The organism is Xanthomonas sp. NCPPB 4037, from assembly GCF_041475695.2.
In the GTDB taxonomy this organism is placed as follows: domain Bacteria; phylum Pseudomonadota; class Gammaproteobacteria; order Xanthomonadales; family Xanthomonadaceae; genus Xanthomonas; species Xanthomonas campestris.
The window spans coordinates 1,674,914-1,687,467 of the sequence record NZ_CM191261.1 but is presented as its reverse complement, the minus strand read 5'-3'; the positions used below and the strand labels follow the sequence as shown (position 1 = coordinate 1,687,467).

Sequence of the window (12,554 nt, the reverse complement as noted above, 5' to 3'; positions counted from 1 at the left end):
CGAGTTGCATCCATGGGTGATTTCATCGGTTCGGTCTGGTGGATGATCGTCAGCCTGGGCGTGTTGGTGACCTTCCACGAATTCGGGCACTTCTGGGTCGCGCGCCGCTGCGGCGTCAAGGTGCTGCGCTTTTCGGTCGGTTTCGGCAAGCCGCTGTGGATGCGCCGCGACCGCCACGGCACCGAGTTCGCGATCGCCGCGATCCCACTGGGCGGCTACGTGAAGATGCTCGACGAACGCGAAGGCGAGGTGCACCCCGCCGAGCGTGAGCAGGCCTTCAACCGCAAGACGGTGTGGCAGCGCATCGCGATCGTGGCCGCCGGACCGATCGCCAACCTGCTGCTATGCATGGTCATGCTGTGGGCGATGTTTGTGATCGGCAAGCAGGATTACTCGGCCACCGTCGGCCGCGCCGATGGGCTGGCCGCCGCCGCCGGGCTGGTGCCGGGCGAGCGCATCGTGCGCATCGACGGCCGCAGCGTCAGCAGCTGGAGCGATGCCAGCATGCAGTTGACCACCGCGGCCATGGACCGCCGCGACGTGCAGGTGCTGACCGCAGCAGACGAAGGTGGCAACAGCGAGCACACGCTGCGCCTGTCGCAGCTGCCAGTGGGGTTCGATGAGCGCCGCGTGGCCACGCTGGCCGGCATCGGCTGGCAGTTCATGCTGCAGCCGCCGGTGGTGGACAAGGTGGTCGCCGGCTCGGCGGCCGACGGCGTCCTCAAGCCGGGCGACCGGATCGTGGCCATCGACGGCCAGCCGATCCGCTCGGCCGGCGAAGTGCCCGCCCAGCTCCAGGCGCTGGGCACGCAGGGCGGCATCGGCATGATCGAGGTCGCGCGCGAAGACGACCGGCTGGCGCTGGAAATTGCCCCGCGCAAGTCGCCCGAAGGCCAGTGGATGCTGGGTGTGGGGTTTGCGGCCACCGCGGCGCCGGCCTACGACAGCCGCCAGCAATACGGGGTGTTTGCCGCAGTACCTGCCGCGATCCGCGAAACCGGCAAGATGACCGCCGATTCGCTGGGCATGATGAAGCGCATGCTGACCGGCCAGGCCTCGGTGAAGAACATTTCCGGCCCGGTGACCATCGCCCGCGCCGCCAACGCCTCGGCCGAACGTGGCGTGGACTGGTTCCTGTATTTCCTGGGCCTGCTCTCGCTCAGCCTGGCCATCATCAACCTGATGCCCATCCCAATCTTGGACGGTGGGCACCTGCTGTATTACCTTATTGAGTTGGTCAAGGGCAGCCCGATCAGCGAACGGGCCATGATCGCCGGGCAATATGTCGGCCTCGCGGTCCTGGCAGGCTTGATGGGTCTGGCGTTCTACAACGACATCCTCGGCCTGGTTCCACGATGAAGCTGCTCCACTCTTTCCGCCTGTTGTCGTCGTCATACGCCGGCACCCAGCAACACCCGCAATCGACTCCAACCGGATGTGACATGACGCGTCTTCCCACTCGCCGCCTGCTTGCCCTCGCTCTTGCCGCCGGCCTCAGCCTGCCAGCCGCCGCAGCCCTGGCCGCCGAGCCGTTCGTCGCCAGCGACATCCGCGTGGACGGCCTGCAGCGCATCGCATCCGGCACCGTGTTCACCTACCTGCCGGTGAACCGTGGCGATACCGTGGACGATGGCAAGGTCGCCGACTCGATCCGCGCGCTGTACCGCACCGGCTTCTTCGAAGACGTACAGCTGGATCGCCAGGGCAACATCCTGGTCATCACGGTCAAGGAACGCCCGGCGATCAACAAGCTCACCGTGACCGGCAACAAGGACATCAAGTCCGAAGAACTGCTCAAGGGCCTGGGCGACATCGGCCTGACCGAAGGCGGCACTTTCGACCGTCTGAGCCTGGACCGCGTGACCCAGGAGTTGACCCGCCAGTACAACAACCGCGGCAAGTACAACGTCGAGATCACCCCGACGGTCAGCCCGCTGGACCGCAACCGCGTCGATGTGGCCATCGCGATCAAGGAAGGCAAGGCGGCCAAGATCCGCCACGTCAACCTGATTGGTACGGAAAAGTTCGCCAACGAAGACATCCTGGAAAATTGGGAATCCAAGGAGCACAACTGGGCCTCGTGGTACCGCCGCGACGACCAGTACTCCAAGGAAAAGATGTCCGGCGACCTGGAGAAGCTTAACTCCTGGTACCTGGACCGTGGCTATGTCGACTTCAGCATCGACTCCACCCAGGTATCGATCAGCCCGGACAAGCGCGACATGTTCGTTAGCGCCGGCGTGACCGAGGGTGAGCAGTACAAGATTTCCGAGATCAAGGTCACCGGCGACACTGTATTGCCGCAGGCAGACATCGAGCGCCTGGTGATCCCCAAGGCCGGCGACATCTTCTCGCGCGCCTTGCTGGAATACACCTCCGATGCCATCACCAACACGCTGAGCAACGTCGGCTACGCCTTTGCCAAGGTCAACCCGATCCCCACGCCAAACCGCGAAGACCGCACCGTTGCAGTGAACCTGCAGGTGGTGCCGGGGCCGCGCGTGTCGGTGCGCCGCATCCTGTACAAGGGCAACAGCCGCACCTCCGACGAGGTCTTGCGCCGCGAAATGCGCCAGTTCGAGAACACCTGGTACTCGCAGGCCGCGATCGACCGTTCCAAGATCCGTCTGCAACGCCTGGGCTACTTCGAGAGCGTGGACGTGGAAACCCCCGCGGTGCCGGGCAGCAACGACCAGGTGGACGTGGTCTACAACGTCAAGGAAACCACCTCCGGCAGCTTCGTGTTCGGCCTGGGCTATTCGCAGAGCTTCGGTGTGACCACCTCGGTGCAGTTGTCGCAGAACAACTTCCTGGGCGGCGGTAACCGCGTGGCCGTGGAAGCCTCGCGCAGCACCTTTCAGCAGCGCTATGCGTTCTCGTACACCAATCCGTTCTTTACCGATGACGGCGTGTCGCTGGGCTACAACCTGTCGTGGCGTGAACTCGATTACTCGGACTTCAACACCGCGCAGTACAACAGCACCAACGGCTCGGCGCAGGTGGTGTTCGGCGTGCCGATCACCGAAAACGACACCGTCTCGGCGATGATCGGTATCGACAGCAATCAGATCACCACCTTTGGCGGTTCCACGCCGCAGGCGATCGTCGACTACATCGACGCGATCGGCACGCGCACCTTCCACGCCTGGCGCACCGAGTTGGGCTGGGCGCGCGATACCCGCAATGACTTCTTCATGCCAACCCGCGGCATGTACCAGCGTGTTGGTCTGGAAACCACCCTGCCTGGCTCCACGGTCGAGTACTACAAGCTCAACTACCAGATCTCCAATTACTGGCCGATCATTCCGGCGATCGTGTTGAACACGCGCTTCGAACTGGGCTACGGCGACAGCTACGGCAACGACAGCTCGCGCATGGTCACCAATCCGGATGGTTCCAGCCGCACGATCACCGCCTCGGGCCTGCCCTTCTACGAGAACTTCTACGCCGGCGGTACCAACTCGGTGCGTGGCTTCGAAGACAACACACTGGGACCGCGCTCGGAGCCGACCTTGTCGTATTCGCGCGGCCAGCCGCTCGGTGGCTCGTTCAAGACCGTGGGCTCGGTGGAAATGTATTTCCCGAAGCTGTTCGACAGCCCGTCGGCACGCATCTCGGCGTTCTTCGACTTCGGTAACGTCTATAACGGCGTGGACAACTTCAAGGCCAACGAGCTGCGCGCCTCTACCGGCGTGGCGCTCTTGTGGCGTGCGCCGGTCGGCCCCATCTCGATCAGCTACGCATTCCCGCTGAAGAAGGAAGACAACGACGAAGTCGAGCGCTTGCAGTTCACCTTCGGCGGCCAGTTCTAAGTAGGACGCAGCAAAACAATGGCGGCCCGACTACTCGGGCCGCCATTGTTTGTTTACACCAGGTCTGTTTGCGGGACTGACTCAGTAGGTGCTGAGGTAGTTGCTCCACACGGTGCCCAGGCAGTCGGCGGTGCCGCTCCAATCGGAGCTGTTGACGCACTGGACCTGCTGGTCCCACAGGCTCTGCGCATTGGCTTGCTGTTCCGAGAAGTCATACGCGGAGGCGGTGCTGACCGCACCCAGCAGGACCAGGCTTCCGAAGACGGAGAGGACAGTTTTCATATGCTTCTTCCTAGATGTGCCGCACGATTGCGACCACGCAAGGGATACGCCCGGAGTTTTAGTCAGTTGTTGGTTGCGTTTTCTTTTCGTAAAACCAGCGCCTTCATGTTTAAAAGAGGTTCACCTGATGCGTTTGACCGCCAGTGAGATTGCCGCGCAATTTGGTCTGACCGTTGTCGGCGATGGCGCCACCGAAGTCAGCGGTGTCGCCACCCTTGCGCACGCGGGAATAGGACAGCTGAGCTTCCTGGCCAACCCGCGCTATCGCCCGCAACTGGCCGAAACGCAGGCGTCGGTTGTGATCCTGCGTGCTGACGATGCCGAGTCTGCGCAGGGCACGGCACTGGTCGCCAAGGACCCGTACACCGCATTCGCCAAGATCGCCGCGCTGTTCGATGTCGCGCCGGCGCGTGCGCCCGGCATCCATGCCTCCGCGGTGATCGACCCGACCGCCACCGTGTCGCCAACCGCGCATGTCGGCCCGTTCGTGAGCATTGGCGCGGGCAGCCGCGTGGGCGATGGTTGCGTGATCGGCGCCGGCAGCATCATCGGCGAAGACTGCGTGGTCGATGACAGATGCGAACTGATTGCCCGCGTTACCCTGGTGACCCGTGTTCGCCTGGGCAAGCGCGTGCGCGTGCATCCCGGCGCGGTGCTCGGCGCCGACGGCTTTGGCCTAGCGATGGACGCTGGCCACTGGATCAAGGTGCCGCAGCTGGGCGGCGTGGTGATCGGCGACGATTGCGAAATTGGCGCCAACACCTGCATCGACCGCGGCGCGCTGGAAGACACCGTGCTGGAAGAAGACGTGCGCGTGGACAACCTGGTGCAGATTGCCCACAACTGCCGCATCGGCGCGCACAGTGCGATCGCCGGCTGCACCGGTATCGCCGGCAGCGCAAAGATCGGCCGCTATTGCCTGCTGGGCGGCCACGTTGGCGTGGTTGGCCATCTGGAGATCTGCGACAAGGTGGTCATCACCGGCAAGTCGGTGGTGCGCAATTCCATCCATGAGCCCGGCGAGTACTCGTCCGGCACCCCTCTCACCGACAATCGCACGTGGCGCAAGAATGCCGCGCGCTTCAAACAACTCGATGCGCTGGCAAGGCGCATTCTGGCTGTGGGCAAGGAGAACCAATGAGTCACCCCATTTACGAGCTGCCGATCGACGTCAATCAGATCCAGACGCTGATCCCGCACCGCTACCCGTTCCTGCTGATCGACCGCGTCATCGAGCTGGATCTGGAAGCCAAGCGCATCGTCGGGCAGAAGAACGTCACCATCAACGAGCCGTTCTTTCAGGGGCACTTCCCGACCCGTCCGGTGATGCCGGGTGTGCTGATCATCGAAGCGCTGGCACAGGCCGGCGGCGTGATGACCCAGCTCGGCCTGGGGCGCGATGCGCTGTCCAAGCTGTTCTACATGGTCAAGGTCGACAACGCGCGCTTCAACAAGCAGGTGGTGCCGGGCGATGTGCTGATCCTGGAGGTGCAGATGAAGCGCCTGATCCGCAACATGGGATGCTATTACGGCGAGGCCAAGGTCAACGGCGAAGTCGTGGCCAGTGCCGAAGTCATGTGCGCCGGCGCCAGGGAATAACCCGTTTTTGGAGGTGAGACGATGCGTGATCAGGCACCCTTGATTCATCCCACCGCTGTCATCGACCCTGCGGCGCGGCTGGCCAGCGATGTGCGCGTCGGCGCGTTTTCGCTGATCGGCGCAGACGTGGAGATCGGCGCCGGCACCGAGGTGGGGCCGCATTGTTCCATCCAAGGCCCGACCCGGATCGGCAGCAACAACCGCTTCATCGGCCACGCCGCGATCGGCGGCGAACCGCAGGACAAGAAGTACGCCGGCGAGCGCACCGAACTGGTGATCGGCAACGGCAACGTGATCCGCGAGTTCGTCACCATCAACCGTGGCACCGGCGGCGGCGGCGGCATCACCGTGGTCGGCGACGACAACTGGATGCTGGCCTACACGCACGTGGCGCACGACTGCCACGTCGGCAATCACTGCGTGTTCTCCAACAACACCACGCTGGCCGGCCACGTCACCGTGGGCGACTACGTGATCATCAGCGGGTTTGCCGGCGCGCATCAGTTCTGCCGGATCGGCGCGCACGCCTTCCTGGGCATGGGCGCGCTGACCAATGGCGACGTGCCACCCTTCACCATGGTGGGCAGCGACTCGCTGGGCCGCCCGCGCGGCATCAACAGCGAGGGGCTCAAGCGCCGCGGCTTCGATGCCGAGCGGATCTCCGCGATCAAGCGCGCCTACCGCACGCTGTATGTGGCCGGCCTGCCGCTGGCCGAAGCAAAGCTGCAGCTGGCCGAACAGGCGCGCGACAGCGACGACGTGCGAGGGCTGCTCGAGTTCATCGAGGCGGCGGAACGGCCGCTGCTGCGATGACCGGAATCGGGAATCGAGAACCGGAACACGGTGCAGGCGCGCATGTTGGTGCGGCCGTCACCGTCCCGGATGCCGCATCGATTCCCCATTCCCCACCCCCGATTCCCGGCGCGCGCATGCGCGCTCCACGTATCGCCCTGATCGCCGGCGAAGCATCCGGCGACATCCTCGGTGCCGGCTTGATTGACGCACTGCGCCGCCGCTATCCCGATGCCGAATTCGTCGGTATCGGCGGCGATGCGATGCGCAGTGCCGGATGCCAGACCTGGTTCGACGCCAGCGAGCTGGCGGTGATGGGCCTGACCGAAGTGCTGCGGCATCTGCCGCGCCTGCTCAAATTGCGCAGCGCCTTTCGCGAGCGCGTGCTGGCGTGGAAGCCGGATGTATTCATCGGCATCGACGCGCCCGACTTCAATCTGCCGGTGGAGCGCTGGCTCAAGCAGCGTGGCGTGCGCACCGTGCATTACGTGAGCCCCTCGGTGTGGGCCTGGCGCGAGAAGCGTGCCGAGAAGATCGGCGTCAGCGCCGACCTGGTGTTGTGCCTGTTCCCGATGGAGCCGCCGATCTACGCCAGGCACGGCGTGGATGCGCGCTTCGTCGGCCACCCGATGGCCGACGCCATTGCCTACCAGGCCGACCGCGAGGCCGCACGCGCCAAGCTGGGGCTGTCGACGTCCAGCACCGTGCTGGCGGTGCTGCCAGGCAGCCGGCATGGCGAAATCAGCCGGCTGGGCGACACCTTCTTCCAGGCGGCCTGGCTGGTCTCCGAGCACCTGCCCAACCTGCACGTGCTGGTGCCGGCCGCCAATCCGGGCTGCAAGCAGTTGCTGGCCGAGCAGTTGTCGCGCAGTTCGCTGCCGGTGATGCGCTCGCACCTGCTCGATGGCCAGGCGCGCACCGCGATGCTGGCCGCCGACGTGGTGCTGCTGGCCTCCGGCACCGCCACCCTGGAAGCGATGCTGGTCAAGCGGCCAATGGTGGTGGGCTACAAGGTCGCGCCGCTCACCTACCGCATCGTCAAGACGCTGGGCCTGCTCAAGGTCAACCGCTATGCCCTGCCCAACATCCTGGCCAACGAAGACCTGGCGCCGGAGCTGATGCAGGACGACTGCACCCCGGAGCGCCTGTGCGTGGCCCTGCTGGACTGGTTCAAGCACCCGGAAAAAGTCGCCGGCCTGCAGTCGCGCTATCTGGCCCTGCATGCGCAGCTGCGCCAGGACGCCTCGGCGCGCGCGGCCGAGGCGGTGGCTGAGCTGCTTGAAGGCAGGGATTCGGGAATCGGGAAGCGGGAAGCGGGAGGAGCGGGGTCATGACGCGCTCCAGCTCCGACCGCACGATCGCCGTCCCGGCGGCGCAGAACGCGCTGTTTACCGATTCCCCATTCCCGACTCCCGATTCCCGCCTCATTGCCGGCGTCGACGAAGCCGGCCGTGGTCCGCTGGCCGGGCCCGTGGCCGTGGCTGCGGTGGTGTTCGACCCGGCCAAGCCGCGCATCAACGGGCTGGACGATTCCAAGCAGCTCAGCGCCGAGCGCCGTGAGCAGCTGTATGCACGCATCGTCGATCGCGCGCTGGCCTGGTCGGTGGTGCTGATCGACAGCGAGGAGATCGACCGCATCAACATCTACCAGGCCACCATGCTGGGCATGCGCCGTGCGGTGGAAGGCGTGGCGCATGTGGCCGGGTTTGCGCGCATCGACGGCAACCGGGTGCCCAAAGGGCTGCCCTGCCCGGCCGAGGCATTGATCGGCGGCGATGCACTGGATCGCGCCATCATGGCGGCCTCGATCGTGGCCAAGGTCACCCGCGACCGGCTGATGCGCGAGCTGCATGCGCAGCACCCCGCATACCGCTTCGACCTGCACAAGGGCTACAGCACTCCGGCCCATCTGGCGGCCCTGCAGACCCACGGGCCCTGCCCGCAGCACCGGCGCAGCTTTGCCCCGGTGCGCCGTGCGCTGGGGCTGGAGACCGCCCAAACCGCCTGGGACGTGCCCTGCGCGCCTGCCGATGGACTGCTGCTGGCCGAGTAAGCCGATCTATTGCCGTCTGCAGGTCGCCGGGTCGCCGGGTCGCCGGGTCGCCGGGTCGCCACTACGAGGCTCTCGCGCTCGCCACGCAGCTTGCGCATCCGCCCGCCTGCACACCGGCGCAACCCGCCGCCGCCTGAACCACCCGCGCCGCCCAGCCCCTGCCCCGCCTGGGCGCGGCGCGTGAACCCCGCTGTCAAGCCTTGTTCCACCCGCCCGCCGTCGCTACCCTGACCGCGCATTATTCCGGTCTCGCATGTCCACTTCCCGCTTCGTCCATCTGCACGTCCACACCGAGTTCTCGTTGGCGGATTCCACCATCCGCGTGCCCGAGAAACCGGATCAGGCTGACCCGAAAAAAGCCAAGCAGGCCAACCTGCTGAGCCGCGCGGTCGAACTCGACCTGCCCGCGCTGGCGGTCACCGACCTGAACAACCTGTTCGCCCTGGTCAAGTTCTACAAGGCCGCCGAAGGCGTGGGCATCAAGCCCATCGCCGGCGCCGACGTGATGATCGCCACGCCGGACATGACGCCCTGGCGCATGACCCTGCTGTGCCGCGACCGCGAAGGCTACCTGAGCCTGTCGCGGCTGCTCACCCGCGCCTGGATGGAGGGCCACCGCCCCGAGGGCGGCGTGGCGATCCACCCCGAATGGCTGCAGGCCGGGCATGCCAACCTGTTCGCCCTGGCCGGCCGCGACAGCCTGGCGGGGCGGCTGTTCGCCGAAGGCCGCGCCGACCTGGCCGAGCAGCAGCTCGCCGACTGGCAGCGGGTGTTCGGCGACGGCCTGCACCTGGAGCTGACCCGCACCGGCCGCGAGGGCGAGGAGCGCTTCAACCAGTTCGCACTGCATGCCGCCGGCGTGCGCGGGCTGCCGGTGGTCGCCAGCAACGATGTGCGCTTTCTGTATGCCAGCGACTTTGCGGCGCACGAAGCGCGCGTGTGCATTTCCTCCGGCCGCGTGCTGGACGACCCCAAGCGCCCGCGCGACTACAGCGACCAGCAATACCTCAAGTCCAGCGAGGAGATGACCGCGCTGTTCGCCGATGTGCCCGACGCCATCGACAACACGCTGGCGCTGGCGCAGCGCTGCAACATCGAAATGCGCCTGGGCACTTACTTCCTGCCCGCCTACCCGGTGCCGGAAGACGAAACCCTGGACAGCTGGATCCGCAGCCAGTCGCGCGACGGTCTGGCCGCGCGACTGGAAAAGAATCCGATCGCGCCCGGCAAGACCCGCCAGGACTACGTGGACCGGCTCGAATTCGAGCTGGACACCATCATCAAGATGGGTTTCCCCGGCTACTTCCTGATCGTGGCCGACTTCATCCAGTGGGGAAAGAACCAGGGCATCCCGATCGGCCCGGGCCGCGGCTCCGGTGCCGGTTCGCTGGTGGCGTGGGCGCTGCAGATCACCGATCTGGACCCGCTGCCGTACAACCTGCTGTTCGAGCGCTTCTTGAATCCAGAGCGCGTGTCGATGCCCGACTTCGACATCGACTTCTGCATGGACCGCCGCGATGAGGTGATCGACTACGTCGCACGCAAATACGGCCGCGAGCGGGTCAGCCAGATCATCACCTACGGCACCATGGCCGCCAAGGCGGTGGTGCGCGACGCCGGGCGCGTGCTCGGTTTCACGTACGGTCTGGTCGACAGCGTCGCCAAGCTGATTCCCAACATCCTGGGCATCACGCTCAAGGATGCGATGGGCGAAGGCAAGGACTCGGAGATGGCCTCGCCGGAGCTGATCCAGCGCTACCAGGTCGAGGACGATGTCCGCGACCTGATGGACCTGGCGCGCCAGCTCGAAGACCTCACCCGCAACGCCGGCAAGCACGCCGGCGGCGTGGTGATCGCGCCCGAACCGTTGAGCGAATTCTGCCCGCTGTTCGCCGAACACGACGAAGGCGGCCGCGGCAAGAATCCGGTCACCCAGTTCGACAAGAACGACGTGGAAGAAGTCGGCTTGGTGAAGTTCGACTTCCTGGGCCTGCGCACGCTGACCATCATCGATTGGGCGGTGAAGGCGATCAACGTGCGCCACGCACGTGCCGGTATCGACCCGGTCGACATCACCGCCATTCCGCTGGACGATGCGCCCACTTACAAGGGCGTGTTCGCCTCGGGCAACACCGGCGCGGTGTTCCAGTTCGAATCCTCGGGCATGCGTCGCCTGCTCAAGGACGCGCGCCCGGACCGCTTTGAAGACTTGATCGCGCTGGTGTCGCTGTACCGGCCCGGCCCGATGGACCTGATCCCGGACTTCAACGCGCGTAAACACGGCCAGCAAGAGATCATCTATCCCGATCCGCGCACCGAAGCGATCCTGAAAGACACCTACGGCATCATGGTGTATCAGGAGCAGGTGATGCAGATGGCGCAGATCGTCGGCGATTATTCGCTGGGCGGCGCCGACCTGTTGCGTCGTGCGATGGGCAAGAAGGTGCCGGCCGAAATGGCCAAGCACCGCGAAATTTTCCGCGAAGGCGCGGCCAAGGGCGGCGTGAGCGCGCAGAAGGCCGATGAAATCTTCGACCTGATGGAGAAGTTCGCCGGCTACGGCTTCAACAAGTCGCACGCCGCCGCCTATGCGCTGGTCAGCTACCAGACCGCGTGGCTCAAGCGTCACTATCCGGCCGAATTCATGGCGGCCACGTTGTCCTCGGATATGGACAACACCGACAAGGTGGTGGGCTTTCTCGATGAGGTGCGCAACCTCGGCCTCACCGTGCTGCCGCCGCGCGTCAATGAGTCGGCCTACATGTTCGAGGCCGCCAGCCCGGACACGATCCAGTACGGTCTGGGCGCGATCAAGGGCGTTGGCCAGGGCGCGTGCGAGGCCATCGTCGAAGAGCGCCTGCGCAACGGCCCCTACACCACGCTGCTGGATTTCTGCACGCGCGTGGGCACCGCAAAGCTCAATCGCCGCACGCTGGAAGCGATGATCAACGCCGGTGCGATGGACGGGCTGGGCAAGAACCGCGCTTCGTTGATGCTGCAATTGCCGGAGGTGATGAAGGCCACCGAGCAGATGGCACGCGAACGTGCCTCCGGCCAGAACTCGCTGTTCGGCGGGCCCGACCCGAGTGCGCCGGCGATGCGCCTGGACCTGCCCGAAAGCAAGGAATGGCCGCTGGGCCAGTTGCTCACCGGCGAACGCGAAACACTGGGCTTCTACCTCAGCGGGCATCCGTTCGATCCGCACCGCGACGAAGTGCGCGAACTGGTCGGCTGCGACCTGAGCGCGCTCGACAAGATCCTGGCCTCGCAGCAGCGCGGCGGCGGCGGCGGTGGAGGCGGCGATGGTGAAAAGCGCGCCTGGCGTCCTGAAGTCAGCGCCATCCTGGCCGGCCAGGTGGTGGGCGTGCGCCGCAAGGGCGACAGCCAGGTGTTCGTGCAACTCGAAGATGGCCGCGGCCGGGTGGAATGCAGCGCGTTCTCCGATGCGATGGCAGAGTTCGGCCACCTGCTCACCCGTGACCGCATCCTGATCATCAAGGGCGGCCTGCGCGAGGATGAGTTCAACGGCGGCTACAGCCTGCGCATCCGCCAATGCTGGGACTACGAGCAGATCTGCGCCGACCACGCGCAGCGGCTGTCATTGCGCCTGGATCTGCGCGAGAAACAGGCCTGGTCCCGTATCGACACGTTGCTGGCCAAGCACCGCCCCGGCAAGACGCCGCTGCGCCTGGATCTGCTGCTGCGCTCGCCGGCCGGCGGCGTGGCCGGCATGCTCGACCTCAACGGCAGCCATTCGGTGCGCATCGACCAGCAACTGATGGACAGCCTGCGCGCCGACCCGGCCGTGCGCACGTTGAAGGTCAAGTACAGCCCGCCGTGGGCTTGAGGGGCCGGGATTGGGCATTCGGGATTCGGGATTGGCACGAGCGGCGCTGCTGCGTTCGGGTTGCTCTGGACCGCTGTTGCGAATCCCCAATCCCTACTCCCCAATCCCCGCCACCGAACGGCTGCGTACGGGCCGCAGACACCGCTTCAGCTACACTCCCCGCCTTACG

General features: G+C 65.7%; 9 protein-coding genes. 8 read left to right on the top strand and 1 reads right to left on the bottom strand.

The genetic code is table 11. The features are described from left to right. Positions 1–12: 12 nt before the first annotated feature. Positions 13–1,359: an RIP metalloprotease RseP gene (gene rseP, locus ACCQ01_RS07560; protein ID WP_115555693.1), complete on the top strand. Its 1,347-nt coding sequence runs from the start codon at positions 13–15 to the stop codon at positions 1,357–1,359. 83 nt (positions 1,360–1,442) lie between these two features. Beyond that, the gene (gene bamA, locus ACCQ01_RS07555; protein ID WP_228432585.1) at positions 1,443–3,812 is read left to right on the top strand and encodes an outer membrane protein assembly factor BamA; all 2,370 of its coding nucleotides are present in this window, start codon (positions 1,443–1,445) and stop codon (positions 3,810–3,812) included. 81 nt (positions 3,813–3,893) lie between these two features. On the opposite strand, the gene ACCQ01_RS07550 is transcribed toward bamA, so the two are convergent. Then, complete coding sequence (locus ACCQ01_RS07550; protein WP_011269917.1) at positions 3,894–4,094, bottom strand: hypothetical protein; 201 nt, start codon at positions 4,092–4,094, stop codon at positions 3,894–3,896. A gap of 127 nt (positions 4,095–4,221) precedes the next feature. Between ACCQ01_RS07550 and lpxD the strand changes: the two genes are divergently transcribed. The 6 genes from lpxD to dnaE all read left to right on the top strand — a co-directional run bounded on the left by lpxD (position 4,222) and on the right by dnaE (position 12,385). Next, a complete protein-coding gene (gene lpxD / locus ACCQ01_RS07545; protein ID WP_228432586.1) occupies positions 4,222–5,235 on the top strand; it encodes a UDP-3-O-(3-hydroxymyristoyl)glucosamine N-acyltransferase in 1,014 nt (337 codons plus the stop codon). After that, a complete protein-coding gene (gene fabZ / locus ACCQ01_RS07540; RefSeq protein ID WP_042598678.1) occupies positions 5,232–5,693 on the top strand; it encodes a 3-hydroxyacyl-ACP dehydratase FabZ in 462 nt (153 codons plus the stop codon). Before lpxD ends, fabZ begins: the two co-directional genes overlap by 4 nt. Before the next feature lie 21 nt (positions 5,694–5,714). Next, positions 5,715–6,506 (top strand): acyl-ACP--UDP-N-acetylglucosamine O-acyltransferase, encoded by a 792-nt coding sequence (gene lpxA / locus ACCQ01_RS07535; RefSeq protein ID WP_228432587.1) that lies wholly within the window; start codon positions 5,715–5,717, stop codon positions 6,504–6,506. Positions 6,507–6,622: 116 nt separating this feature from the next. Next, a complete protein-coding gene (gene lpxB / locus ACCQ01_RS07530) occupies positions 6,623–7,819 on the top strand; it encodes a lipid-A-disaccharide synthase (RefSeq protein WP_372358862.1) in 1,197 nt (398 codons plus the stop codon). Beyond that, positions 7,816–8,538 carry a ribonuclease HII gene (gene rnhB / locus ACCQ01_RS07525; protein WP_228432589.1) on the top strand — a complete coding sequence of 241 codons (723 nt, stop codon included), beginning with the start codon at positions 7,816–7,818 and terminating at the stop codon, positions 8,536–8,538. The genes lpxB and rnhB overlap by 4 nt, the downstream gene beginning before the upstream one ends. Positions 8,539–8,791: 253 nt before the next feature. Continuing rightward, positions 8,792–12,385 (top strand): DNA polymerase III subunit alpha, encoded by a 3,594-nt coding sequence (gene dnaE / locus ACCQ01_RS07520; RefSeq protein WP_228432590.1) that lies wholly within the window; start codon positions 8,792–8,794, stop codon positions 12,383–12,385. Positions 12,386–12,554: the final 169 nt, after the last annotated feature.

Bases quoted from the DNA above. Each gene is read 5' to 3' on its own strand.
- rseP (WP_115555693.1), top strand. From the start codon at position 13: ATGGGTGATTTCATCGGTTCGGTCTGGTGGATGATCGTCAGCCTGGGC.
- bamA (WP_228432585.1), top strand. From the start codon at position 1,443: ATGACGCGTCTTCCCACTCGCCGCCTGCTTGCCCTCGCTCTTGCCGCC.
- ACCQ01_RS07550 (WP_011269917.1), bottom strand. From the start codon at position 4,094: ATGAAAACTGTCCTCTCCGTCTTCGGAAGCCTGGTCCTGCTGGGTGCG.
- lpxD (WP_228432586.1), top strand. From the start codon at position 4,222: ATGCGTTTGACCGCCAGTGAGATTGCCGCGCAATTTGGTCTGACCGTT.
- fabZ (WP_042598678.1), top strand. From the start codon at position 5,232: ATGAGTCACCCCATTTACGAGCTGCCGATCGACGTCAATCAGATCCAG.
- lpxA (WP_228432587.1), top strand. From the start codon at position 5,715: ATGCGTGATCAGGCACCCTTGATTCATCCCACCGCTGTCATCGACCCT.
- lpxB (WP_372358862.1), top strand. From the start codon at position 6,623: ATGCGCGCTCCACGTATCGCCCTGATCGCCGGCGAAGCATCCGGCGAC.
- rnhB (WP_228432589.1), top strand. From the start codon at position 7,816: ATGACGCGCTCCAGCTCCGACCGCACGATCGCCGTCCCGGCGGCGCAG.
- dnaE (WP_228432590.1), top strand. From the start codon at position 8,792: ATGTCCACTTCCCGCTTCGTCCATCTGCACGTCCACACCGAGTTCTCG.